The sequence below is a fragment of the Microbispora amethystogenes genome, assembly GCF_016863015.1.
Lineage (GTDB): Bacteria > Actinomycetota > Actinomycetes > Streptosporangiales > Streptosporangiaceae > Microbispora > Microbispora amethystogenes.
Window position 1 is genome coordinate 46680 of sequence record NZ_BOOB01000002.1, and the last position, 25813, is coordinate 72492.

The 25813-nt window shown below is 72.3% G+C and carries 18 protein-coding genes; 9 read left to right on the top strand and 9 right to left on the bottom strand.

What is annotated here, in order from left to right; translation table 11 throughout:
• Nucleotides 1-95: 95 nt before the first annotated feature.
• From Mam01_RS00900 to Mam01_RS00915, 4 genes are all read right to left on the bottom strand, one after another.
• On the bottom strand, nucleotides 96-1862 hold the full coding sequence (locus Mam01_RS00900; protein ID WP_204283392.1) for an NAD+ synthase: 1767 nt from the start codon (nucleotides 1860-1862) through the stop codon (nucleotides 96-98).
• Between the two features lie 52 nt (nucleotides 1863-1914).
• Nucleotides 1915-3417, bottom strand: a complete 1503-nt coding sequence (locus Mam01_RS37505) for a BTAD domain-containing putative transcriptional regulator (protein WP_204283393.1) — start codon at nucleotides 3415-3417, stop codon at nucleotides 1915-1917.
• Nucleotides 3418-3688: 271 nt separating this feature from the next.
• Nucleotides 3689-5848, bottom strand: a complete 2160-nt coding sequence (locus Mam01_RS00910) for a sensor histidine kinase (RefSeq protein ID WP_239100921.1) — start codon at nucleotides 5846-5848, stop codon at nucleotides 3689-3691.
• Nucleotides 5849-5913: 65 nt separating this feature from the next.
• Nucleotides 5914-7131: an MDR family MFS transporter gene (locus Mam01_RS00915; RefSeq protein ID WP_239100922.1), complete on the bottom strand. Its 1218-nt coding sequence runs from the start codon at nucleotides 7129-7131 to the stop codon at nucleotides 5914-5916.
• A gap of 87 nt (nucleotides 7132-7218) precedes the next feature.
• On the opposite strand from Mam01_RS00915, the gene Mam01_RS00920 reads away from it, so the two are divergent.
• On the top strand, nucleotides 7219-8178 hold the full coding sequence (locus Mam01_RS00920) for a DUF5937 family protein (RefSeq protein WP_239100923.1): 960 nt from the start codon (nucleotides 7219-7221) through the stop codon (nucleotides 8176-8178).
• Nucleotides 8179-8275: 97 nt separating this feature from the next.
• Here the strand turns inward: Mam01_RS00920 and Mam01_RS00925 are convergent, their stop codons facing one another.
• Complete coding sequence (locus Mam01_RS00925) at nucleotides 8276-10360, bottom strand: sensor histidine kinase (protein WP_204283397.1); 2085 nt, start codon at nucleotides 10358-10360, stop codon at nucleotides 8276-8278.
• A gap of 178 nt (nucleotides 10361-10538) precedes the next feature.
• On the opposite strand from Mam01_RS00925, the gene glnA2 reads away from it, so the two are divergent.
• Nucleotides 10539-11900, top strand: a complete 1362-nt coding sequence (gene glnA2, locus Mam01_RS00930; RefSeq protein ID WP_150933360.1) for a gamma-glutamylpolyamine synthetase GlnA2 — start codon at nucleotides 10539-10541, stop codon at nucleotides 11898-11900.
• Between the two features lie 157 nt (nucleotides 11901-12057).
• Nucleotides 12058-12813: a hotdog fold domain-containing protein gene (locus Mam01_RS00935; RefSeq protein WP_150932925.1), complete on the top strand. Its 756-nt coding sequence runs from the start codon at nucleotides 12058-12060 to the stop codon at nucleotides 12811-12813.
• A 28-nt stretch (nucleotides 12814-12841) separates the two neighbouring features.
• On the opposite strand, the gene Mam01_RS00940 is transcribed toward Mam01_RS00935, so the two are convergent.
• Nucleotides 12842-13720 carry an alpha/beta hydrolase gene (locus tag Mam01_RS00940; RefSeq protein WP_204283398.1) on the bottom strand — a complete coding sequence of 293 codons (879 nt, stop codon included), beginning with the start codon at nucleotides 13718-13720 and terminating at the stop codon, nucleotides 12842-12844.
• A gap of 68 nt (nucleotides 13721-13788) precedes the next feature.
• Between Mam01_RS00940 and Mam01_RS00945 the strand changes: the two genes are divergently transcribed.
• The 5 genes from Mam01_RS00945 (at nucleotide 13789) to Mam01_RS00965 (ending at nucleotide 23069) form a co-directional block, all read left to right on the top strand.
• Nucleotides 13789-14538 (top strand): type 1 glutamine amidotransferase, encoded by a 750-nt coding sequence (locus Mam01_RS00945; RefSeq protein WP_204283400.1) that lies wholly within the window; start codon nucleotides 13789-13791, stop codon nucleotides 14536-14538.
• Nucleotides 14539-14794: 256 nt separating this feature from the next.
• Nucleotides 14795-17848: a bifunctional [glutamine synthetase] adenylyltransferase/[glutamine synthetase]-adenylyl-L-tyrosine phosphorylase gene (locus Mam01_RS00950; protein ID WP_204283402.1), complete on the top strand. Its 3054-nt coding sequence runs from the start codon at nucleotides 14795-14797 to the stop codon at nucleotides 17846-17848.
• 578 nt (nucleotides 17849-18426) lie between these two features.
• On the top strand, nucleotides 18427-20868 hold the full coding sequence (locus Mam01_RS36225; RefSeq protein WP_239100924.1) for a cellulose-binding domain-containing protein: 2442 nt from the start codon (nucleotides 18427-18429) through the stop codon (nucleotides 20866-20868).
• Nucleotides 20869-21198: 330 nt separating this feature from the next.
• Nucleotides 21199-22683, top strand: coding sequence for a hypothetical protein (locus Mam01_RS00960; protein WP_373868670.1), 1485 nt, complete (start codon nucleotides 21199-21201; stop codon nucleotides 22681-22683).
• Between the two features lie 32 nt (nucleotides 22684-22715).
• Nucleotides 22716-23069 (top strand): ester cyclase, encoded by a 354-nt coding sequence (locus Mam01_RS00965; protein ID WP_204283405.1) that lies wholly within the window; start codon nucleotides 22716-22718, stop codon nucleotides 23067-23069.
• A gap of 74 nt (nucleotides 23070-23143) precedes the next feature.
• On the opposite strand, the gene Mam01_RS00970 is transcribed toward Mam01_RS00965, so the two are convergent.
• Entirely contained in the window at nucleotides 23144-23617 is a 474-nt protein-coding gene (locus Mam01_RS00970) for a hypothetical protein (protein WP_204283407.1), read from the bottom strand.
• A 182-nt stretch (nucleotides 23618-23799) separates the two neighbouring features.
• On the opposite strand from Mam01_RS00970, the gene Mam01_RS00975 reads away from it, so the two are divergent.
• Nucleotides 23800-24549 carry a class I SAM-dependent methyltransferase gene (locus tag Mam01_RS00975; protein ID WP_239100925.1) on the top strand — a complete coding sequence of 250 codons (750 nt, stop codon included), beginning with the start codon at nucleotides 23800-23802 and terminating at the stop codon, nucleotides 24547-24549.
• Here the strand turns inward: Mam01_RS00975 and Mam01_RS00980 are convergent.
• Nucleotides 24488-25087 carry a VanZ family protein gene (locus Mam01_RS00980; RefSeq protein WP_204283411.1) on the bottom strand — a complete coding sequence of 200 codons (600 nt, stop codon included), beginning with the start codon at nucleotides 25085-25087 and terminating at the stop codon, nucleotides 24488-24490. The two genes, Mam01_RS00975 and Mam01_RS00980, sit on opposite strands and share 62 nt — an antisense overlap.
• Nucleotides 25088-25215: 128 nt before the next feature.
• On the bottom strand, nucleotides 25216-25536 hold the full coding sequence (locus tag Mam01_RS00985; protein WP_204283412.1) for a hypothetical protein: 321 nt from the start codon (nucleotides 25534-25536) through the stop codon (nucleotides 25216-25218).
• Nucleotides 25537-25813 lie beyond the last annotated feature (277 nt).

Below are 25813 nucleotides of genomic sequence, written 5' to 3' on the forward strand. Positions count from 1 at the left end.
AGTACCGCGGCTAAAGCCCGGCGAAGCGGGCTTCGCGAGGACCGGAGGTTCCTTCCGGCTCGGTGACCGGCCCGGCCAAGGTCGTGGTCATTCCGCTACAGACGCTCGCGCCAGCGGTTGGTGATGGGCAGGCGGCGGTCGCGGCCGAAGTTCTTGGGCGTGATCTTCGGGCCCGGCGGGTACTGGCGGCGCTTGTACTCGGCCAGGTCCACCAGGCGGATCACCTTGGTGACCAGCTCTGGGTCGTGCCCCGCCGCGATCAGTTCGTCGCGTCCCATGTCCCCCTCCACGTAGTCGCGCAGCAGGGCGTCGAGCACCTCGTACGGCGGCAGCGAGTCGGTGTCGCGCTGGTCGGGCCGCAGCTCCGCGCTCGGCTCCTTGGTGATGGAGTTCTCCGGGATCGGCGGCCGTCCCGGCTGGGCGTTGCGCCACTCCGAGAGCTTCCAGACGACGCTCTTGAGCACGTCCTTGATCGGCGCGTAGCCGCCCGCCGAGTCGCCGTACAGCGTGGAGTAACCGGTGGCGAGCTCGCTCTTGTTGCCGGTGGTCAGCACCAGGTGGCCGTGCTCGTTCGACAGGCTCATCAGCAGCATGCCGCGCACCCGGGCCTGCAGGTTCTCCGCGGCCAGGCCGGTCAGCCCGATCTCCTTCTCGAACGCCGAGACGATGTCGGCGATCGGCACGACCTGCGCGTGCACCCCCTGGCGGCGCACCAGCTCCTCGGCGTCGGTGATCGAGTGGTCCGAGGAGTACCGCGACGGCATCAGCACCGTGTGGACCCGCTCGGGCCCGATGGCGTCGGCCGCGATCGTGGCGGTCAGGGCCGAGTCGATGCCGCCGGAAAGACCGAGGATGACCGACTTGAAGCCGTTCTTCCGCACGTAGTCGCGCACTCCGGTCACGAGTGCCTGGTAGATCTCCGCGAGGTCGTCCAGCCGCTCGGCGACGACCGGCGGCTCCGGCTCGTACGGCTCGACCGGGGCGGCCGACAGCAGCACCCGCTCGACCGTGATGACCGTCCCGTCGTGGGCGTCGTAGGCCTCGTGACGCGGCTCGCCGGGCTCGCCGGGCTCGGCCGCGGCCTCCGGCAGCTCCAGATCGGTGACGAACAGCTCCTCCCGGAACTGGGACGCGCGGGCGACCAGCGCGCCGGAGGCGTCCACGACGAGGGAGTCGCCGTCGAAGACCAGCTCGTCCTGGCCGCCGACCATGTTCACGTACGCGAGGGCGCAGCCCGCCTCGCGGGCCCGCCGCGCGCACAGCTCCAGCCGCACGTCGTCCTTGTTCGTCTCGTACGGCGAGCCGTTGGGCACGACGAGGAGCCCGGCGCCCGCCTCGGCGACCACCGAGACCGGCCCGCCCTCCTGCCACAGGTCCTCGCAGAGGGCCACCGCGACGTCCACGCCGTGCAGCCGGAAGATCGGCAGCCGGTCGCCGCGCACGAAGTAGCGGTACTCGTCGAACACCCCGTAGTTGGGCAGGTGGTGCTTGGCCGACTTCGCCACGACCCTGCCCCGGTAGAGCACGGCGGCGGCGTCGAGAGGGGCGCCCTTAGGCTGCCCGACGCGGGGGGCGAGGTCGGCCCGGTCGAGATATCCCACGACGACGGGGAGATCGCCGAGCCCCTCGCCGGCGAGCCGCGCCGCCACCTCGGACAGCGTCGCGATCGACGCCTCGGCGAACGACGACCGGAGCACCAGGTCCTCGGCCGGGTAGCCGGTCAGGAACATCTCGGGGAAGACGACGAGGTGAGCGCCGCGCCCGGCGGCCCGGCGGGTCCACTCGACGAGGGTCTCCGCGTTGCCGGCGATGTCTCCGACGACGGGATTGGTCTGGGCGAGAGCGATACGCAGTTGAGCCACGCCCCCACCCTAAGGTGTCCGAATTTTTGTCGTCAAACTGACGATAAGTGGTTCAGGCTCCGGGTGACCCCGGGCTGACCAGACCTCTCTCGTACGCGAGGACCACCAGTTGGGCGCGGTCGACCAGCCCCAGCGCGCGCAGCAGCGCCGTCACGTCGCCGGCGACCTCGGCTTCCGGCACGTCCAGGGTCATCGCGATCTGCCGGTTGGTGAAGCCCCGGGCGACGAGCTTGATCAGGTCGATGTCGGCGTCGGACAGGCCCTCCGGCGCCGACGGGTCGCGCCGCCCGGCGAAGGCGGAGATGAGGTGGGTCGTGACCGCCGGGTCCAGCAGCGCGTCACCCGCGACGGCGGCCCTGACCGCCGCGATGAGCTGCTCGGGCGCCGAGGTCTTCAGCACGAAACCGCTCACCCCGGCCCGCAGTGCCGCGTACAGATTCTCGTCGGTGCCGAAGGTGGTCATCATGATCACCTTGGGCGGGGCCTCCGCCGCGAGGATCCGCCGGGCCGCCGCCAGGCCGTCCAGGCGCGGCATCTGGATGTCCATGAGCACCACGTCGGGCCGTGCGTCCCGGACGAGCGCGATGGCCCGCTCGCCGTTCTCCGCCTCTCCGACGAGGTCGAGCCCCGGCTCGCTGTCGAGGATCACCTTCAGCCCGGTGCGCACCAGCGCCTGGTCGTCGGCGATCAGCACGCGCAGGGCCCGCGTGCCGGCCCGTGCCGGCTCCGTTCCACGCGACCCGTCGGGCGCGTTGGGAACGGGGGAAGCGGCCCGCGCGAGGGCCGGAGCGCCCGCATCGGGAGCGTCGAGGTGCCCCGCCTGCGCGAGGATGTCCTGCTCCAGACGCTGCAGGGTGGGGCCGAGGTCGAGGCCGAGTTCGTCGCGCAGCGCCTCCCTGGCCCGCCGCAGCGCGCCGAGCGCGTCGCCCTGCCGCCCCGCGCGGTAGAGCGCGAGCGCGAGCAGCCGCCAGGCCTCCTCCCGCAGCGGGTGCGCCGAGGCGTGCGCCTCCAGGTCCGGGATCAGGGCGCCGGTGCGGCCGAGCCGCAGGGCGGCGTCCGCGCGACGCTCCACGGCGAGGAGACGCAGCTCGTCCAGCCGCATCGCCTCGGCCTGCGCCCACATCAGCTCCTGGAACCCGGCGAGCGCGGGCCCCCGCCAGAGCCCGAGGGCCGTCTCCATCCGCTCCAGCGTCGCCGCCGGGCCGTCGTGCTCGTTCTTGACGAGGTGCTCGAAGTGCCAGGAGTCCACGTCCTCGACGCCGGCGCGCAGCGCGTACCCGGGGGGAGCCGAGACCAGGATGCCCGCCTCCTCGCGCGGCGCGCGGCCGGGTTCGAGCGCCCGCCGCAGCCGCGAGACGTACCCCTGGATGGTGGACAGCGCCTGGGCGGGCGGCTCGCCGGGCCACAGCTCGTCGATGAGCGCGCTCACCGGCACCGCGCGCCCTCCGGCCACGAGTAGCCGGGCGAGCACGGCCTGCTGCCGTTGCCCGCCCAGATCGAGCGTCTCACCATCGGAAATAGCCTCGAACGGCCCCAGAGCACGAAAAATCACCATCGCACGGGTAAGCGTAAGGGCAGCGACCGCCGAAGACGCGCCGAGCGCCTCTCGGTTGTGTCACGAGGTCGTGACATGCCTGCTCCCGGCCCACTTCCGCTCTGCTCCCGCCGGTCGGGGAAGCGCCACCCGGCACAGCGCGAACGCCACCCGGCACAGCGCGAACGCCGCCTGGCAGAGGGCGGACGCGGCCGGTGTGCGGCACAAGCGGCTCTCCCAGGGGTGGGGCACCGCCCGGGAGCGGAGCCGGGGGTTTCTGTCGCGACGAGGGTCAGGCGGTGAGCGGGAACCGGGCCTCGACGACCGTGCCGCCGATGTCGGGGGCGGTGACCGTGCAGCTGCCGCCGAGCTCCGCCGCGCGTTCGCGCATCGAGGACATGCCCACCCCCGCGCGCAGATGGGCGGGCAGGCCGATCCCGTCGTCGGCGATCCGCACCCGCAGCTCGCCGCCGCCGTCCTCCGCCCCGGCTCCCGGTCCTGCCGCTGCCCCGGCTCCTGGCCTCGCTTCCGCTTCCGGCCCTGCCGCCGCCTCCGTCTCCGCCTCGGTTTCCGGCCCCGCTCCGGTCCGGGTGACCTCGACCTGGACCCGGGTGGCCCGCGCGTGCCGGCGCACGTTGTTCAGCGCCTCCTGCACGATGCGGTAGACCGCGACCTCCACGGCGGCGGGCAGCCCGGCGAGGTCGCCCTCGACCCGCACCGCGACGTCCACCGGCGCCTGAGCGCCCTCCTCGTGCCCGGAATCACCGGCGGGCAGCGTCTCCTCCGCGAGGGCACGGACGGCCCCCGCCAGCCCTAGGTCGTCGAGGGCGGGCGGGCGCAGGCCGTACACGACCTCGCGGATGTCGCCGGCCACGGCGTCCATGCCGACCCGCAGGTCCCGCAGCAGGCCGTCGGCGGCGGCGGGCGACCGGGTGAGGCTCACCCGCGCCATGTTGATCGTCATCGCCATCGCCCCGAGGGTCTGGCCGAGCCCGTCGTGCAGGTCGCGGCGCAGCCGCCGGCGCTCCTCCTCGCGGGCGGCCAGGATGCGCTCCCGCGACCGCTGCAGGTCGGCGGCCATGCGTACGGCGTGGGCCACGTCGGCCACGTAGGGGAGCAGGGTGGCGAGCACCCGCTCGTCGTGCGCGGCGGCGAACCTCGTGGCGCCCGGGCGGCCCACCAGCAGCCGGCCCACCGGCTCGCCGTGCCAGACCAGCGGCACCTCGCGGGGCGAGGGACCGATGTGGCCGCTCTCGACGTACCGCGGCCTGCCATCGGTGATCTCGACGGCGACCCCGCTCACGGCGAGGCCCTCCCGCACGACCGTCACCACCGAGGCGAGCGCGTCGGCGGGGTCGGCCCGCCGCACCTCCTGGGTGAGCCGCTCGGCCAGCAGCGCCGGGTCGCCCACCGGCCCGTACAGCGCGCGGTCCACGACGCGCTGCAGCGCCCGGCGCAGCGGCTGGAAGAACGCGCCCGCGAACAGCGCCGCGGCGAGCCCGGCCACCTGGTGATACCCGGAGACGAACAGGCTGGAGGCGGCTCCGACGCCGAAGTACACGGCGCCGACCACGACGAGCAGCCCGGCCGTGACGAACGTCCGGCTGATGACGGTGTCGATGCCGTACAACCGGTAACGCAGGGCCGCGAAGAGGATCGTGAACGGGATGAACGCCGTCACGACGGTCGCCGGAACCCACATCGCCGGGCCGAGCAGGTACAACACGACGTAGAGCGCGAAGGCGGACAGCGGCCAGGCGATCTGCCGCCGGGTCACGGGGTCGGCGCGGCGCAGCCGGAGGGCGAGCGAGGCCAGCGCCGCCACCACGCAGATCTGCACCGCGTACTGCAGGACTCCCCACACCGTGCCGTAATAGGGAGCGAGGGCCCTGACCTGCAGCGGGTTGTGGATCACCGCGGGCCAGGGGTAGTCAGCGGGGTCGGGGTCGGGCCGCAGCAGGCCCAGGGCGATCTCCGTGAGGGTGACGACGACGCCGAGGACGACGACGACCCGCCAGCGGCGGGACGAGAGGGTCCCGGTGGGGGAGTAGAGCGGGACCAGGACCGCCAGCATCAGGCCCGCCACCGCCCAGCACACGAGCTGGACCGCCCGGGCCGCGATCGCCGCCCGCATGTCGCCCTGGGAGGCCCAGTGGAACATCAGCGCCTCGGAGGCGACGTTCCCCGAGCCCAGCAGGCCGCCGGCGCAGATCAGCCAGGCGATGCTGAGCCGGGGGCGCTGGGACACCAGGAACGCCCCGGTCAGCGGAAACGTCAGCGCGACGCCGAAGTCCGGGCTCAGCGGGGTCTGCGGCTGCCATTCGGCCGGGAGCCGGAGCTGGACCAGCACCCCCACGAGGGTCAGGACCAGCGCCACGGCCGCCATGACCCAGGCCGCCGCCCGCCCGGAGAAGCCGGAGAAGCCGGAGAGGGCCGGGGGATTTGTGTCCATCCTGAAAGGGATTATCACCCCTTTCGCTGGATGCTGTGACCGTCCGCCACCTTACGTATGGGGAACTACACGGTCACTTCGAAGGAGCGGCGGCGGACCGCGCGGCCGAGGAGAAGCTGGGCTCCCGCCGCGAGCAGGCCGAGGCCGCCCAGCACCGGCCAGACCAGGCTCGGCGCGTCCGCCAGCAGCCGGGTGCCGACGAGGGGCGCGAGCAGCGCTCCGGCCGACCACGACAGTCCGTACAGGCCGGAGTAACGTCCCCGCAGGTGCGCGGGGGCGAGCGTCGCGACGATCGCCCCCGGGATCCCGGCGGTCAGTGCCTCGCCGAGCGTCCAGACGGCCACGGTCGCCGCGTACCCGGCTCCCGACGACACCAGGGAGGTCAGCGCGAACCCGAGCCCGACGAGCGCGAACCCGGCCGCGAGCACCCTGGACGGGTCGAACCGGGCCAGCCAGACGGTCGTGACCGGCTGCACGACCACGATCAGCAGGCCGTTCACCGCCATCGCCATGCCGTACGCGCTGGTCGGCAGGCCCTGCCCGGTCATCGCGAGCGGCAGTGTGCTGTGGACCTGCAGGTAGACCAGCGCGTACCCCAGGTTGGCCAGCACGAAGGCCACCATCACCCGGTCACGCAGCACGTCGGCGAACCGTCCGGGCGGCGCGTCGTCACGGGACGGGCGGGTCTCCGGGATCGCCCGCCACACGAGGACGCCGAAGACCAGGCAGGTGACGGCGTCCACCCAGAACAACACCGTGAAGCCCGAGCGGGCGAGCCAGCCGCCGGCCACCATCGCCACCGCGAACCCGAGGTTGACCGCCCAGAACAGCAGCCCGAAGGCCCGGGGCCGGTCCTCCGGCGGCACCAGGTCGGCGACGATCGCCTGCGACGCCGGGCGGTAGGCGTCCACCACGATCCCCAGCACGAGCATCCCCGCGACGAGCCCCGGCACGCTCGTGGTGTAGCCGAGCGCGAGCATGGTGACGGCCGTCGCGACCATCCCGCCCGTCAGGGTGGCGCGGCGTCCGAGGTGGTCGCTGAGCCACCCCGCGACGGGCTGCGCCAGCAGCGACCCCACCCCGAACATGGTCATCACCAGTCCGGCGGTCGCCAGCGGCAGGCCCCGCGCCTGCGTGAGGTAGACGCCGATGAACGGCTCCACCATCGTGCCGAGACGGTTCACGAACGAGCCGCCGAACAGCACCCAGAACGGCCGGGGCAGGCCGCCGGCCCTCGACCGGAGGAACCCGGTCCCGCCTGCCCTGCCGGTGAAGGTTGTCACGCCGATCACTGTTGGACATGCCGGGTCCGCCGTGCGAATGTTTTAGGCCTCGCTGAAACATGGGGCACTGGAACATGGGGGCGCGCGGTGCCGGTGGAGTGGCGGTTCACGCCGGACGACGTGGCGCGGCTGAGGTTCGCCTTCTCCCCGATGTGGGAGCTCGTGGCCAGCCTCAGGGTGCTGCGGGCCCCGGACCGCCACTCGCCGCACCTGCCGTGGCTGCGAGCCGTACGGCCGCGCCTGCGGGGGCTCGACCTCACCGACCTGTTCGCGCTGGTGCCGGTGAGCGGCTATCTGCCCGACTTCCTCACGCCGCCGCCGGACACGCCGCTGCCCGGCTTCCCCGCCGAGCTGGAGCGGGTCCGCGCCACGCCTCCCGGCACGGCGTACGAGGAGGCGGCGTGGGTGCAGACGCCCGATCCCGCGGCCCTCGCGCGGTTCACGGCCGACCCCGCCGCGGGCGTACGGCGGGCGGCGGACCTGCTGGAACGGTACTGGACGGTCGCCCTGGAGGAGTTCTGGCCGGCGGTCCGCGCGCTGCTGGAGGCGGACGTGATGTGGCGCGCCCGCACGCTCGCGGCCGGGGGAGTGCGTGAGCTGTTCGCGGACCTGCACCCCGAGGTCGCCTGGCACGGCGACCGGCTGGTGACCGCCAGGAGATGCGCCTACGACGGCGACCTCGGCGGCGACGGCCTCGTCCTGGTGCCGAGCGCCTTCTCCCGGCCGGGCGTCGCCGTCATGTACGAGCCGTACCGGCCCATGCTGTGTTACCCGGCGCGCGGGGTGGGCACGCTGTGGTCGGCCGGCGTGCCCTGCACCCCGGAGCTGGCCGCGCTCATCGGCCGCACCCGGGCCCAGGTGCTGACCGCGCTGGCCGAGCCCGGCACGACCACCGCGCTCGCCCGGCGGCTCGGCCTCACACCGGGCGCGGTGAGCCAGCACCTCACCGTGCTGTCCGGCGGCGGGCTCGTGACGCGGCAGCGGCTCGGCCGCGAGGTGCTCTACCGGCGGACCCCGGTCGGGGACGCGCTGACCGGGGTCCGCTGATCCGGCCCCATCGACTTGAGCTCGCCGACTTGGGCTCGCCGACTTGGGCTAGCCGGCCTGTGCTCGCCGACCCGTGTCCGCCTGTTCGGCGCGGCCGTCAGGACCACGCGCCGCCGAGGGACGGCCCGGGTACGGCCGGCAGACGGGCCGTGACGGTCGCGCCCCGGCCGGGCTCGGAGGTGACGGTGCAGGTGCCGCCCAGCTCGGCCGCCCGCTCCGCCATCGAGCACAGGCCGACCCCCGCCCTGCGGTCGGCCGGGAGCCCCACGCCGTCGTCGGACACCGTCACCCGCAGCTCGCCGTTCCGGTGCAGGGCCACCCGCACGCGCCGCGCCCGCGCGTGCTTGCGCACGTTGGTCAGCGCCTCCTGCACGATCCGGTAGGCCGCCACCTCCGCGGCGGCGGGCAGCCCGGCGAGGTCGCCGGTCACCTCGACCTCGGCGACCGACTCCGCCCCGGCCGCCAGGCCCGGCCGGGCCTCCTCCACCAGGGCCCGTACGGCTCCCGCCAGCCCGAGGTCGTCGAGCGCGGGGGGACGCAGGCCGTACACGAGCTGGCGGACGTCGGCGGTGACGGTGTCCATGCCTTCGCGCAGGCCGCGCAGCAGCGTGTCGGCGGCGTCGGGGGAGCGTTCCAGGCTGACCCGCGCCGCGTTGAGCGTCATCGCCATCGACGCCAGCGTCTGCCCGAGCCCGTCGTGCAGGTCGCGGCGGAGCCGCCGCCGCTCCTCCTCCCCGGCGGTCAGGATGCGTTCGCGGGAGCGCTGCAGCGCGGTGGTCAGCAGCACCGTGTGCGCGGCGTCCGCGACGTACGGCGCCAGCACCGCGATCACCCGCTCGTCGTGGGCGGCGGGGAACCGGCGGCGGCCCGGCGGCCCGATCAGCATCCGGCCGACCGGCTCGCCGTGCCACACCAGCGGCATCTCGCGCGCCACCGGGCCGACCCGGCCGCTGGTCGTGGTCTTCCCGTCGGGGTCCCCGTCGATCTGCACCGCGATGCCGGTGACCGACAGGCCGTCGCGCAGCACGTCCAGGGCGGTGAGCAGGGCGTGCGCGGGGTCGGTGTGCGGCAGTCGCCGCCGGAGACCGGCGGCCAGCGCGTGCGGGTCGCCGCCCCTGCCGTACAACGCGTGGTCGGCCAGGCGCTGCAGGCCGCGGCGGATCGGATGGAAGAACGCCCCGGCGAACAGGGCCGCGGCCAGCCCGGCGAAGCGGTCGACGCCGGACAGCACCAGGCTGGAGCCCGCGCCCACGAGCACGTAGACGGCGGCGACCACGCCGACCAGTCCGGCGCCGACGAGGGTGCGGCTGATCAGCGTGTCGATGCCGTAGAGCCGGTAGCGCAGCACGGCGACCGCGATCGCGGCCGGCACCAGGGGCAGCGTCAGGGTGGCCGTCCACCAGACCGGATAGCCGATCACCCACGGGACGACCAGGCCGGCCATGGCGACCAGCGGCCAGAGGATCTGCCGGCGCTCGATCCCGTCGGCCCGGTGGAACCGCACGACGAGCGAGGAGAACGCCAGCGCCATCCCCACCGCGACGACCATGTGCAGGCCCTGCCGGGTGTGGTCGTAGTAGGGCGCGAAGGCCGCCACCTCCAGCGCGTTGCCGCCGGTGCGGACGCTCGACGGGGCGATCCACGAGCACAGCCAGTCGAGGCCGAGGGCCGTCGCGGTGATCGCCCCGGGCACGCACCACCGCTTGGAGAGGATCCGCCCGGTCGGATACAGCAACGGCAGCAGCACGCCGAGGGCGTACGTCGTGAGGTTCCACACCCCGTCGGCGAACACCCACAGCGGGTGGACCAGCGGATGCCCCCCGTTCAGGACGAGCAGGGCCGCCGTGTTGGCCGCGAGGATGTTGGCGGCCGAGCCCAGGCCGCCCAGGCACAGCAGCCAGCCGAGCAGCAGCCGGGGCCGGGAGATCACCAGCAGCGCCCCGAAGATCGGGAACGTGGTGCCGGCCACGTCCTCCGGGGCGAACGGCAGCGGGTTGTAGGGGGACGGCGGCAGTTGCGCGGTCACCCAGATGTCGCCGATCTCCAGGGCGATCGCCGCGCACGCGATGGCCACCGCGACGGCCGGGCCGTACGCCCGCACCCGGCCGGGCCAGTCGGGGGCGCGCGTGTCGAGCGGCGGTCGTGCCACGGGTGGGAACTCCTTCTGGTCGTGCACCGGCATGCGGGGACCGTAGAACGCGCGGGTCGATGCTCACTGGACGCCGGATCAACACCGGATCAATGGCATCGACGACGCGTGGGCCCGGTTGGTTCGCTCTCACACCCCCTCGTAACCCCTGTGAAACACTGACGAGGCAGACTGGTAGACACGCCGTTCTGTGAACTCCGAGAGGTACGCCTTGGACCGCCAGCAGGAATTCGTCCTCCGCACGCTCGAAGAGCGAGACATCCGGTTCATCCGGCTGTGGTTCACCGACGTGCTCGGCTTCCTGAAGTCGGTGGCGATCGCCCCGGCCGAACTGGAGGGCGCCTTCGCCGAGGGCATCGGGTTCGACGGCTCGGCGATCGAGGGCTTCTCGCGGGTCTACGAGTCGGACATGCTGGCCAAGCCCGACCCCTCGACGTTCCAGATCCTGCCGTGGCGCAGCGAGACGCCGGGCGCCGCCCGCATGTTCTGCGACATCCTGATGCCGGACGGCTCGCCGTCGCACGCCGACCCGCGTTTCGTGCTCAAGCGGACGCTGGCCAAGGCGGCCGACATGGGCTTCACCTTCTACACCCACCCCGAGGTCGAGTTCTTCCTGCTGCGCAACCGGCCGGAGAAGGGCAGCAGGCCCGAGCCGATAGACGAGGGCGGCTACTTCGACCACACCCCGCACAGCGCGGGCCACGACTTCCGCCGCAACGCGATCATGATGCTCGAGTCGATGGGCATCTCGGTGGAGTTCAGCCACCACGAGGGCGCCCCGGGCCAGCAGGAGATCGACCTGCGGTACGCCGACGCGCTCACCACCGCCGACAACATCATGACGTTCCGGCTGGTCATGAAGGAGGTGGCGCTGGAGCAGGGGGTGTGGGCCTCGTTCATGCCCAAGCCGTTCACCGACTATCCCGGCTCCGGCATGCACACGCACATGTCGCTGTTCGAGGGCGACCGCAACGCCTTCTACGAGCCCGGCTCCGACTATCAGCTCTCCAAGATCGGCCGGTCGTTCATCGGCGGCCTGCTGAAGCACGCCGCGGAGATCACCGCCGTGTGCAACCAGTGGGTGAACTCCTACAAGCGGCTGTGGGGCGGCGCCGAGGCGATCGCCGGAGCCGGCGGCGAGGCCCCCGCGTACATCTGCTGGGGCCACAACAACCGCTCCGCGCTCGTGCGGGTGCCGATGTACAAGCCGCACAAGGGCGGCTCCACCCGCATCGAGTTCCGGTCGCTCGACTCCTCCTGCAACCCCTACCTCGCCTTCGCCGTCATCCTGGCGGCCGGGCTCAAGGGCATCGAGGAGGGGTACGAGATGCCGCCGGGGGCCGAGGACGACGTGTGGGCGCTGACCAGCGCGGAGCGGCGGGCGCTCGGCATCCAGCCGCTGCCCCAGTCGCTCGACGAGGCCATCGCGGCGATGGAGCACAGCGAGCTCGTCGCCGAGACGCTCGGGGAGCACGTCTTCGACTACTTCCTGCGCAACAAGCGCTCGGAGTGGCAGGAGTACCGCCGCCAGGTGACCGAGTACGAGCTCGGCCGCTACCTGCCGGTGCTCTGATCCGCCGCCCGGCGTCACGGCGACGTTACAGGTTGCAAATCTTCCTGACACTCCCGTCTGTTTAACTGTTTCCTATGCCGGAACAGTAAAATCGGCACACTTGTTGCGACCCTTACGGGTGAGCCGTATCGACGTGACTCAGGGAGGGCGTGGCCATATGACGGCGGCTGCGGGGCTGCAGACCGTTCTGACCGTACCGAAGCGCTTCCGGGGACCCGAGGGCACCGCCAACGGCGGATGGATCGCGGGCACCCTCGCCGGCACGCTGACGGGGGCCGGTCATGAATCTCCGGTGGAGGTCACCCTCCGCAGACCGGTCCCGCTCGAAACCGGGCTGACACTCGAACAGGTCGGCAACGCCGTCGTCCTGAGCGGTGGCGAGAGCGGCGGCGAGAGCCATCTCGCCGAGGCCATCCCCGTCGCGGAGCCGCTGACGCCGCCGCCGTTCGTGTCGTTCACCGACGCGGCGCGGGCGGAGGCGGGCTTCCCCGGGCGGGACGGCCACGCCATCGCGGGCTGCTTCGCCTGCGGACTGCGCGAGCCGGGCGACGGCCTGCGGATCTTCCCGGGCCCGGTGGACGGCACCGACCTGGTGGCCGCCGGGTGGCGGGTGCCGTTCAACGTCACCGACGAGCAGGGCGTGGTCCCCGGCTCGATCGTCTGGGCGGCGCTCGACTGCGCCACCGGGTGGGCGCACCACCGCGCGTTCACCGGCGCGGAACCCGCCCGGCCGCCGCTCCTCGGGCGGCTGACCGGGCAGGTGTTCCGCCGGGTCTACCCGATGGGCAGGTATTCCGTCGTCGCCCGCGCGACCGGCCGCGAGGGCCGCAAGATCTTCGGCACGAGCGCGGTCTACGAGGTGGACGGCACGCTGGTGGCCGCCGCCCAGGCGACCTGGATCACCCCCAAGTGACCAAGTGACCCAAGTGATCAGTCGGTGATCAGTCGGCGGTGAGGCGGGCGGCCACGAGCGCGGCGCAGCGGGGATCGAACAGGATCGTGTAGTGGTTGCAGTCCGGCACGACCTCGTCGCGCAGCCCCGGCAGTTCCGCCTTCCACCGCGCGGTGAGGTCGTCGGGCAGCAGCCCGACGTCCTGGTTCAGCAACCCCCTCGGCGCGCGGAGCAGGAGCGGCGCGGGCTCGATCGCCTTCAGCGCCGCGCCGATCTCCGCGTGTCTCGTCAGCGGCCAGCGGCCGTCCTGCCGTACGGCCTCCTCACGGACGCGTGACCGCACGGCGCCGTCCGGCCCGGTGGCGTCGTAGCGGACGTACTCCTCGACGACCGGGGACCAGTTCTCCGCCAGCGCGGGATGGGCGCGGAACAGGTCGAGATACGCCTCCACGTCCGGGAAGGTCTGGGAGAGCCGGGCGATGGCGGGGCCGAGCGTCGCCGCCATCACCGCGTCGGGGTCCGCGCCCGGCGGCAGCGGCAGCGGGAGGCCGCCGTCCACCAGCACGACCCGGGCGTAGCGCCACCCCCCGGCCCCTGTTCGAGCGGCGGCGTGCAGGGCGGCCACATAGGCGCCCATCGAGTGCCCGGTGAGCACGCTGGTGCCGTCCGCGCCCACGTGCTCGGCCACCAGTTCCAGGTCGCCGGCGTGCCGGTCCAGGCCGTACGGGCCGGGCAGGCCGGCGCTGTGGCCGCGGCCGCGCAGGTCGGCGGCGACCAGCGACCAGCCGGGCGGCAGCGCGTCGCCCACCGCGCGCCAGGACATGAGGGAGGCGCTGATGCCGTGCGCCGCGATGATCAGGCGTGGGCCGTCGCCGAACCGGGCGATCCGCAGCCGCCCGCCGGGGACGGCGACTTCGTCGAACTTCATGTGCGGACTGTACGGTACGACCCGCTCAGGTATCGCCTGTCCTGTTGTGTGTCTTTAAGCTGCGCGCTATGGGTGAACGTCTGCTCGTCATCGAGCACGAGGCCGAGGCGGGCCTGGGCTACTTCGCCGGCTGGCTGGAGGCCGCCGGCGTCGGCGTCGAGGTCGTCCGGCCGTACAAGGGAGAGGCGGTGCCCGCGACCGCCGGTGGCGGGCTGCTCGTCCTCGGCGGCGCCGCGGCGGCGTGGGACGACGAGGGATATCCGTGGCTGCCCGCGACCAGGGACCTGCTCGCCCGCGCGGTGGACGGCGTCGTGCCGGTTCTCGGCATCTGCCTCGGCGCCCAGCTCATGACCATGGCCTGCGGCGGGACCGTCGAGCGCGGCGACGCGGGCCCGGAGATCGGCCTGTGCGAGATCGAGCGCCTGCCCGAGGCGGCGGACGACCCGCTCCTGTCCGCACCGCCCGGCCTGACGGTGCTTCCTGAGCCGGCGCCTTCCCGGACGGCGCCGCTGCGGGCGGTGCAGTACCACTACGACGCGATGACCACGCTGCCGTCCGGCGCGGTGCGGCTCGCGACCGGCGCGCGGTACGCCAACCAGGCCTACCGGCTCGGCGACCGCGCCTGGGCGGTGCAGTTCCACCCCGAGGCCACGCCCGCGATCTTCACCTCCTGGGCCGAGAGCGGCGATCTTCCGCCCGGGACGGCGGCGGAGCTGAACGCGCGGGTCACGGCGGCCGGGCTGGAGCTCGAACAGGCCTGGAGGCCGCTGGCCGAGGCGTTCGCGGCCCAGGTGACGACCCAGATGACGCGGCCGTGACGCGGCTCTGACCTGCCGTCCCGCCGCGCCGGAGAGGCGGGGAAGGGGCGCGGCCAAACCGCGTGATGCGCCGATTACGCAGAGAAACCGCTAAGGACGCCGCACAACCCACCGGGTTACCGTGTGCGCGAGCCCGGCACGTGCCGAGCTGCGACATCCATGGACGCCGGGAGGCGTCCGGTCGAGAATCGGGTCCCGAGGGGGGACCGATCTCTGCGAGGAGGCGTCCATCCCTGTGTACGGTTACTGGGAAGGCATGTCTCGGGGGACCGACGTGATCGACGTCGGGGTGGAGGAAGGAACGGTGAACGCGGCGCCGCGGATACAGACGACGGCCGGGCGCCTGGCCGCACTGGGATTCGCCGACGGCGCGCGGGCCGAACGGTTGCTCGACGACCTCGGCCCCGAGGCGGTCGGCGATTTCGCGCTGCTCGACGACCTGGTCAGGGCGGCCGACCCCGATCTCGCGCTCACCACGCTGAGCCGCCTGGTCGAGCGGGACCCGAGCGTGCTCGGAACGTTCCGCGACGATCCCGCCCTGCGCCACAGGCTGCTCGGCGTGTTCGGGATCAGCGCGGCGCTCGGCGAGCACGTCGTACGGCACCCGGAGTGCCTGGCGGTGGCCGGGTCGCCGCAGTGGCCGGTCGCCCGTGAGCTGTGCGAGGAGATGCTGCTGGCGGTCGGCGCGGACCCGGACGACGCCGAGCCGGTGGCCGGCGGGGCCACAGTGGGCGCGGCCGAGCCGGGGGCGACGGCCCAGGCGATGGACGCGCTGCGCGTCGCCCACCGGACCAGGCTGCTGGACCTGGCCGCCCGGGACGTGACCGGCGAGTGCACGCTCGCGGAGACCGCGGCCGCGCTGGCCGACCTGGCCGCCGCGTCGCTCGACGCCGCCCTCGCCATCGCCAGGGCGGAGGTGGCCGACGCCGGTGACGTGCGGCTGGCCGTCATCGGCATGGGCAAGTGCGGGGCGCGCGAGCTGAACTACATCTCCGACGTCGACGTCGTCTTCGTGGCCGAGCCCAGGGAGGGCGTCGACGAGACGAAGGCGCTGCAGATCGCGACGCGGCTCGCGCAGGGCATGATGCGGGCCTGCTCGTCGAGCACCCGTGAGGGCGCGCTGTGGGAGGTGGACGCCAACCTGCGTCCCGAGGGCAAGATGGGCCCGCTCGTCCGCAGCATGGAGAGCCACCTGGCCTACTATCGCCGCTGGGCCAAGACCTGGGAGTTCCAGGCTCTGCTGAAGGCCCGGCCCGTCGCCGGCGACCTGGAGCTCGGCCAGCAGTACGTCGCCGCGGTCAACGACCTGGTGTGGCAGGCCGCGGCGCGGCCCAACTTCGTCGAGGACGTGCAGTCCATGCGCCGCCGGGTGGAGGCGCACGTGCCGGTGGACGAGGCCGACCGGCAGATCAAGCTGGGCCCCGGCGGCCTGCGGGACATCGAGTTCGCCGTCCAGCTCCTGCAACTCGTGCACGGCCGCTCCGACCCGCTGCTGCGCCGCAGGGCGACGCTGTCGGCCCTCGCCGCCCTGTCGCGGGGCGGTTACGTCGGGCGCGACGACGCCAAGGCCCTCGCCGAGGCGTACACCTTCCTGCGGCAGGTCGAGCACATGCTCCAGTTGCACCGGCTGCGCCGCACGCATGTGGTGCCGTCCGACACCGCCGACCTGCGGCGCATCGGCCGCGGGCTCGGCATGACGACCGACCCGGTCGGCGAGTTCACCACCACCTGGAAGCGGCACGCGCTGGAGGTGCGGCGGCTGCACGAGAAGCTGTTCTACCGGCCGCTGCTGCAGGCCGTCGCCCGCCTGCCGGAGTCCGAGGCCCGCCTGTCCACGGCCGCCGCCACCGCGCGCCTCCAGGCGCTCGGGTACGCCGACCCCGAGGGCGCTTTACGGCACATCGCCGCGCTCACCAGCGGCGTCTCCCGCCGCGCGGCCATCCAGCGCACGCTGCTGCCGGTCATGCTCGGCTGGTTCGCCGACGCCCCCGACCCGGACGCCGGGCTGCTCGGGTTCCGCCAGGTGAGCGACAAGCTCGGCAGCACGCCGTGGTACCTGCGCCTGCTGCGGGACGAGACCGCCGTGGCCGAGCGCCTCGCCCACCTGCTCGGCACCAGCAAGTACGTCACCGGCCTGCTGCTGCACGCCCCGGACGCGGTCGGCATGCTGGGCTCGCCCGCCGAGCTCGCCGTACGGCCGGCCGCGACGCTGGCCGGCGAGGCCGCCGCCGCGGTGAGCCGCTACGCGGAGGACGCCGAGACCGCCGTCGCCGCCGCCCGCGCGCTGCGCCGCCGGGAACTGCTCCGTACGGCCTGCGCCGACCTGTCCGGCCTGATCGACATCGAGGAGGTCGGCCAGGCGCTCTCGTCGCTCAACGACGTGACGATCCAGGCGGCGCTGGGCGCGGCGATCAACAAGGTCACGCTGGAGCGGCGGGAGCCGTTCCCGACCCGCATCGCCGTGATCGCCATGGGCCGCCTCGGCGGCCTGGAGAGCTCCTACGCCAGCGACGCCGACGTGATGTTCGTGCACGCGCCGCTGCCCGGCGTCGCCGAGCGGGACGCGACCGACGCGGCCCACGCGGTGGCCGAGGAGACGCGCAGGCTGCTCGCGCGGCCCGCCCCCGACCCGCCGCTGCAGATCGACGCCGGGCTGCGGCCGGAGGGACGGCAGGGGCCGCTCGTCCGCACGATCGCCTCCTACAAGGCCTACTACGACCGCTGGGCCTCGCACTGGGAGGCGCAGGCGCTGTTGCGCGCCCGGTTCTGCGCGGGTGACGCCGACCTCGGCCGGGAGTTCACGGCCCTCGTCGATCCGCTGCGCTACCCGGAGGGCGGCATATCGGTCGACGCCGTACGGGAGATCCGCAAGCTCAAGGCCAGGATGGAGGCCGAACGGCTGCCGCGTGGCGCCGATCCGGCCCTGCACACCAAGCTCGGCAGGGGCGGGCTCACCGACGTGGAGTGGGTGGCCCAGCTCATCCAGCTGCGGCACGCGGGAGCCGTACCGGCGCTGCGCACCACGCGCACGCTGGACGCGCTGCGCGCGGCGGCGGCGGAGGACCTGCTCGACCCGGCCGACGAGGCGGTGCTCGCGGAGGCGTGGCTGTTCGCCTCACGCATCCGCGACGCCCTGATGCTGGTGCGCGGCCGGGCCGCCGACAGCATCCCCACGCTGGTCAAGGAGCGGATGCTGCTCGCCCGGGCCCTCGGCTACCCCCCGGAGGGCACCGAGGACTTCGTGGAGGACTACCGGCGCGCCACGCGGCGGGCCAGGACCGTCGTGGAGCGCGTCTTCTACGAGGGCTGACCCCCACCGCCCGGCGGGTCCCCGTCTCCCGGGACCCGCCGGGCGTGGCCGCCGTCTCCCTTGTCCAGATCCCTCGCGACTCTCCGGGTCCTTCTCGGCCCGCTGTCTCCCGACGGGCCGGCACGCGGCCTGGCTTCGGCGGTCCGGCATGCCGTGGCGCCGCACGACCGCGGCTTTGTTTCAGGTTCCATTCATCCTGGAACTCCCGGCTGGGGTCCTCATTGAGTACGACTCATCGCCTGCCAGTGGCGGATCGAGGGAGACGAACACTGAGGTAGATCGTGATATCGGGCGAGGTAGTGCGCTTCCGCAGCACGCTCCCCGACGCGCGTGGCCGGAAATAGGCATGCACAAGCGCCTTGACTGACTTCGCTGATCACCTCGTAATTAGTACTCAAGCCACTGGGCCCTCGGTGGCCCGGCCAGGACGGCGACCGCGGGCGGTAGCTCCGCGGGCACTCGCCTGGCCGGCCTGTCCGGCGTCCTCGGCCCACCACGAGACGCGTCGCGCACTCCCTGGAGAACACGTGAACCATCGTGACAAGCCGCGCCGGCACGGCCTTTTCCCTCGGGCGGCGGTGCTGAGACCGCTTGTGACCGGGATCGCCGCGGCCGTGGCGGCGGCGACGGCGGTCGCCGCCGCCCCGGCGATTCCGGCTCTCGCCGCCACGACGACCCTGTACGTGTCGCCCTCCGGAACCGGCAGCGCCTGCTCCTCCGCGGAGCCGTGCTCCCTGGACGCGGCGCAGACGGCGGTCCGGTCGCAGAACGGCTCCATGTCCGGCGACATCGTCGTGCAGCTCGCCGACGGCGTGTACCGGCGCACCTCGCCGCTCAGGTTCACCGCCGCCGACTCCGGAAGCAACGGCTACCGGGTCGTCTGGCAGGCGGCGCCGGGGTCGCGCCCGGTCATCAGCGGCGCCAGGCAGGTCACCGGATGGACCGTCGCCGACTCCGGGAAGAACATCTGGAAGGCGAGTGTCGGCACCGGGATCGACACCCGGCAGCTGTACGTCGACGGCCGCATGGCCACCCGGGCCCGTACCACGGTGAACCGGGCCGACTTCACCGCCACCGGCACCGGCCTGCGGTTCGGCAACAGCGCGCTGAGCTACCTGAACAACCTGGCCGGCCAGAGCCGGATCGAGCTGGAGGGCATCGGCTCGTTCACCGACCGGTACGTGCCCGTGCAGAGCATCTCCGGCAACTTCATCACGATGAAGCAGCCGGCCTGGAACAACAACACCTTCGGGTACGACACCATCGTCAACCCCTACCGTAAGGGACCGATGTACCTGGAGAACGCGTACGAGTTCCTGGACTCGCCCGGCGAGTGGTACCTCAACACCGGCACGGGGGTGCTGTACTACATCCCGCCGTCCGGGAAGAACATGAGCACCGCGGACGTGGAGCTTCCCCTCCTGCAGTCGCTGGTGCAGCTCGGTGGCACCTACGCCGCGCCCGCGCACCACATCACCTTCTCCGGCATCACGTTCGCCGGGACGAGCTGGCTGGGGCCCAGCAGCAACCAGGGGTACGCCGACCAGCAGACGGGGGCGTACATCTCGGGCGACTGGAACTGGCCGAGCAACGCGCTGTCGTCCTGCCAGTACGGGTGCACCCAGTTCGAGTCGGTGCGTCCGCACTGGAACCAGATGCCCGCGGCCGTCCAGGTGTCGGCGGCCAACACGATCAGCTTCGTCCGCGACCGGTTCCTGAACCTGGGCCAGACGGCGCTGGGCATCGGCAACGACGCCAACGCCCACGCGTCCGGCGTGGGGCTGGGGGCGAGCTCGATCACGGTGACGGGCAACGTGTTCGCGTACAGCGCGGCGGGCGCGGTGGTCGCGGGCGGCGTGCAGGCCGACGCGCACCATCCGAGCGACTCCCGGATGGTCAACCGCGACCTCACCTTCACCGACAACCTGGTGCACGACATCGGCGTGGACTACCGGGGCATCACCTCGTTCCTGCCCACCTATGTCACCAACGCCACGATCTCGCACAACGAGATCTACAACATGCCGTACCTGGGGGTCGCCTTCGGGTACGGATGGGGCTCCAACGATGCGGGCGGCAGCCCCGACTACACCAACCGGGGCCTGTACAACTACCAGCCGCGGTACTCGACGGCGACCACCGCGTCGAACAACAAGATCACGCAGAACTACGTGCACGACGTCATGCAGCAGATGAACGATGGGGCGTGCGTCTACACACTGTCGGCCAACCCCGGCGGGCAGATCAGCGGCAACTACTGCCTGAGGGCGGGCACGGGCCAGTTCGGCCTGTACTTCGACGAGGGATCCCGCTCCATCACGGCGACGAACAACGTCTTCGACGGCAGCTGGTGGATGTTCGCCCACGGCAACTACCAGGGCGGCAACAACACCGGAGCCCTGACGGTCACCAACAACTGGGCGTCCAGCAGCTCCACCGACGTGACGAACGGCGACCGCGGCAACACCGTCTACGGCAACACCACGGTCACCAACGGCAACTGGCCGACCGGCGCGCGGTCCGTCATGTCCGCCGCCGGGCTTGAGGCGGCCTACCAGGACATCAAGAACGAGACCGTTCCGTCGCCGTCGCCGTCGCCGTCGCCGTCGCCGTCGGCCTCTCCCTCGTCCTCGCCGAGCCCGTCTCCGAGTCAGTCTCCGAGCCCGTCTCCAAGCCCGTCTCCGAGTCAGTCTCCGAGCCAGTCGCCTGGCGGCGGGGGGTGCGCCGCCACCTACCGGGTCGTCAACGAGTGGCCCGGCGGGTTCCAGGGCGAGGTGACGGTGCGGAACGCCGGTGTCACCGCCACCACCTCATGGTCGGTGAGCTGGATGTTCCCCAGCGGCCAGACCGTCACCCAGGTCTGGAACGGCACCCTGTCCCAGAGCGGGTCCGCGGTCTCGGTGAGCAACGTCTCCTACAACGGCGCCCTCGGGGCCGGAGCCTCGACCACGTTCGGCTTCACCGGCTCCTCCAGCGGAAGCAACGGCGCTCCGGCATCCCTGACCTGCACCGCCTCCTGATCTCATGATCCGCGCCGGCGCCTGGGCGATCCGCCCCGGCGCCGGCACGGCCCGTTTTGGGGCGCGCATCTGGGCGTACGGCCGCAGGCGTGTGTCCTGACGACGGATCATGGCGGGTGTGTGCGGTCCGACCTGGATGGCGGCGGGCATGTGCGGTCCGCGGGGGTCACAGGGCGCGCGGGTACCGCCACGACTACGGGGCACCTCGACGGCTACGAGCCTGCGGTAGGGGATTACCGCCCTCCGGCGATGCTTGCGGCGATATGACCCATATGTGTGCGGATCGGAGCGTTGCCATCGCAGCCCGTGACGGTGTATCAACGGGGACGGGTGATCTCTTTGATCTCGTATTACGCCGATCTCGCCATCGGGCTGATCCTGGCCTTCCTGCTGCTGTCGCTTCTCGTCAGCGGCATCAACGAGGGCATCGTCAGGCTGCTCGGCATCCGCAGCAAGTTCCTGTGGGCCTATCTCCGCGACACGCTCGACGGCGCGGAGACGGCCGACGGCACCTCGCGGCTCGACCGGATCGTGGACGTGCTGAAGAGGCTCGTACGCCGGATCAGCACGCCGCTCACGGCGGCGCCGTCGCCGGGGGAGGGGCGCTCGCGCCTGCCGGCGACCGTGCTGGGGGTGTTCGCGCGGCTGCCGTTCGGCCGGGACCCGCGGCCCGCCTTCAGCCAGGAGCCGCCGCCCGCGCAGAGCCCGCCGCTCGCGCCCGCCACCGGGACGGTCGCGGCCGAGCAGATGATGGCCGCCGAACAGGCGACCGCCGACCAGGCGGTCGTACGGCAGGACACCACCGCGTCGCCGGACGGCGGCCCGGCGGCCGGCACGGTGGGCGGCACTGTAAGCGGCTCTGTAGGCGGCTCGGTGGGTGCGTCGGTGGACCCCGCGCACTCCGCCGATCAGGCCGACCCCCTGGAGCAGACCGTACTCACCCTGGACGCGAGCACCCGTGACGCGGGCGGGAAGGAAGAGACCGCCGTCGGCGGGGTGGCGAATGCGGTAACAATCGATGCTGCGGCGGACGGCGCGGCGGTGGGCGGGGTGGCGTTGCCCGGCGAGGGCAAGTCGATGGCCGAACTGCTCCACGAGCGCCTGCAGGAGATCGACCACTCCAAGCGCGGCCGGACGAGCATCGCCGACATCCCTCCGGCGCGCTTCGCCGTCGCCGTCCTGGAGATCGCCACCGAGCACGGCGGCGTCGAGGCCCTGATGCGCGACCTCGACGCGCTCAACAGCCCGCTCTCCCGGCCGCTCAAGGCCGTGTGGAACAGGGCCAGCCACGACCTGGAGGCGTTCCGGCGCGGAGTGGAGGACTGGTTCGACGGGGAGATGGAGCGGCTCACCCTGCTCTACCGCCGTTACGTGCGCTGGGTCATCGCCGCGCTCGGCCTCGTCGTCACACTCGTGTTCGGCCTGGACTCCCTGGAGTACGGCAAGACGTTGCTGCAGGACAACGCCTACCGCAGCGAGGTGACCGCCTTCGCCCAGTCGGGCCCCCAGGCGCTGGAGCCGCTGCGCGAGCGGTGCGCGCCCGCCCAGGACACCTACGCGTGCGTAACCGACGTGCTGAGCACCCCGGCGTTCGTCAAGATCTTCACCCACGCCCCCGTCAGCGTCAGCATGGACGCCGGCGGCCCGGTCTGGGAGTGGCACGCCGAGGACTGGTGGCGGCGTCTCACGACCCCGGGCCACTGGCCGGGGCTGCTGCTCACCCTGGTCGCCGTGCTGTTCGGCGCGCCGTTCTGGTGGGACATCCTGCGCCGCGTCAGCGGCATGCGCAGCCGATCCCAGGGCTCGTCCGGCTGACCTTCCCCGACTCGAAGGAGGACGAAGCGCCGATGGACGCCGACGTCACCCGCACTGCCCGATGGCTCGTGACGCGTTACTTCGAGATGTGGAACACGGGGGACGCGTCGGCGGCCGAGGAGATCCTGAGCCCCGCCTGGGTCGATCACGCCCATCCCGAAGTGGCCGGGCCCGACGGCGTCCGGCAGGCCGTCGGGCGAATCCGCCAGGCGCGGCCCGATCTCCGGTTCACGATCGACGCCGTTCTCGGAGACGGCGATCTGGTGGCCGTTGCCGGAACCGCCGGCCAGGGGACGGCGAGCACCCGGCTCGTCTGGCTCGTCCGCGTCGAGGACGGCCTGCTCGCTGAGATGTGGACCTACCGCGACATGAGCGTCGCTTCATGAGGAGTTGACCTGGAGCGGGCTCTGATGAAGGAATCCCATCGGCCAGCCCGTCCGACTCCCATCGCGGCGCCGGGTCAGTCGTAGTCGATGCACACGGCGTACCACCTGTCGGTCAGGCGGTCGACGCTGGAGAAGTCGAGAAGCCCGGCGCCTCCGTGCGGGCTGTAGGCGAATCCGCAGTCCTCTAGAAAGCCGCCGGAATCGGCCATCACCAGCTCGGTCACGCCGTCCCGTCGGAGAACCTGGCCCACCGTGAACAGCCCGACGTGATCGCGCGTGTTGCTCTCCCCCCAGCGCTTCTCGCCGGGCACGGACTCGACGTATCTCGTGAGAGCGGGTTCGGAGACCAGGAAAGCCGCCTTCATCGGCACGTCCAGGGCCGCCAGCGCGAAGGTCACAAGCGCGGCGAGGGGCGGCGCCAGGACCCAGAGGCTCCGCCGGTAGCCGCGGAGCAGGAGAGCCCCGAGCCATACCAGCCCGGACACCAGCCAGGCGGGTACTGCGGCGAGGACCAGCGGAAAGTGGCCGCCGGGGGGCATCACGGCCATCAAGGTCACAATCGCGGTCGTGATCACCGGAATGGTGAGCGCCGCGTGCCGCCAACGGCTCCAGCGCGTACGGTCGCCGTCCGTTTTTGTCTCCTGCCGCGCCGTCGCCCGCACATCGTTCCTTTTTCGAGGACCGGAAAACCATTGGACGGTACGAATATCTCAGGGCAATGGTGGTGTGCATGCGCCAAGAGGAGATCTGGGATACCGAGGCCGCCGGACGCTATGACACGCCGGGCCGGGGGATGTTCGCGCCCGAGGTCCTGGGGCCGATGGTGGACCGTCTCGCGGAGCTCGCGGGGGACGGGCGGGCCCTTGAGTTCGCGATCGGGACCGGACGCGTGGCCGTCCCGCTCGCCGAGCGAGGAGTGCCCGTCACCGGCATAGAACTGTCCCCTCCGATGATCGAGCAACTGCGGACGAAGGTGGACGAGGCGGCCATCCCGGTGATCGTCGGTGACATGGCGACGGCCGTCGCGCCGGGGGAGTACACGCTCGTCTACCTCGTCTACAACACCATCTCGAACCTGCTCACCCAGGCCGAGCAGGTCGCCTGCTTCCGCAACGCCGCGCGTCACCTCGTGCCCGGCGGCCGGTTCGTGATCGAGCTCTGGGTGCCTGAGCTGCGGGCGCTCCCACCGGGACGGGAGGCCGTGGTGTGGCACTCGGAGCCCGGTTACATCGGGCTGGACACCTACGACCCGCTGCGCCAGCACCTCGTGTCGCACCATTTCACGTTCGACGAGAGCAGGCAGGCCACCCTGTTCCGCAGCCCCCACCGCTACATCTGGCCGTCCGAGCTCGACCTCATGGGCCAATTGGCCGGCTTCGAGCTGGAGTCGAGGCACGCGGACTGGGCCGGCGCCGAGTTCACCGCGGAGTCGCCCTCGCACGTCTCCGTCTACCGCCTCCCGCCGGACCGGACGGCGTAACCGCTCTTTCATCCGCTTTGTGCTTCGGCATCCACCATCGGCGGGTGGCGAGTGCCGCGAGCACCGCCCCGGCCGTGTTCAGGATGACGTCGTCCACGGAGCTCACCCGCCCGAGCCGCAGGACGTACTGAAGGATCTCGACGGTGAGCGAGGAGGTGGCCGCCACGGCGGCGACAGCCCTGAGCGACGCGAAGCGCGCCGAGCGAACCGGGAGCATCGCACCGAGTGCCGCGAACACCAGGAGATTGCCCCCGATCTGTACGAACGCCGCCCCCGGCGGCATCCGCGTGATCTGGTTCGCCAGATCGAGCAGGGGGATGAGCTGCACGCCCTGCCCCGTCCCGGGCGTGAGGATCATCCAGATCCACGGAGCGGTTCCGGCGACCATGGCGACATCGGCGACGGCCGTGCGGCGGGGGAATGGATGCCCCCTTCGCCCCCGATGGCGCGCGAGCACGAACACGAGCACAGCCGCGACAGGCAGGGCCGCGACAGCCCCCACGACGACATGCCCCCACGCGTCCCATGCCTCATGCACCCGATCATGATGACACCGACAGGCATGCGAAAGGCCATCGGCCAGCGCCCCAATAAGGCGCCGGCCGATGCGCCCCGACTCCTTCATTCGTGGGCGATCGCCTGAGGAATCATCACTGACGGAACGACTCACCGCCGGCTTGCCGGACCGAGATCACGTCCGTCGAGAACCTCGATGGCCGTGATCGTCGTCCCGGTGGGGGCCAAGCTCAGCCAGATGACGTCCTCACCGTCGCGTTCCAATCGCACAATCCAGGAACCCGAGGAACCCGGCGGAGCCGTCAACAAATTGGTGCACGTGAGGCTACAGGTACACACGCCGTAGAACGGCAGATCCTCAATTACGTCTACAAGAGAGTCGTTCTCGTTCTGCTCCCGCAGTAGAGCGATGACTTCAGCGGTCAGCCCGGAAAACACATCCGCCATGCGGGGATACTGCCCGGCAGTCATGGACGGCACCTCACACAAGGTTCACCAGGGCCACCTGCTCGGCGCAGGAGGCTCGGACGACCGCCCGCGAGACAGTACCGCGCGATATCGGTACAGACAATAGACAGCGCGCCGGGCTTGGACAGCATCGCAGCTCCCTTGCTTTTGCGCATGCGAAAGGCCATCGGCCGGCGCCGTGGTGGGGCGCCGGCCGATGGCCTTTCTGCGGACGCGAAGTGCGCCGGTCGTGACCCTGGTGGAGGCAGGAGACCTGCCCGCCCGGGTCGGCGGCTCAGCG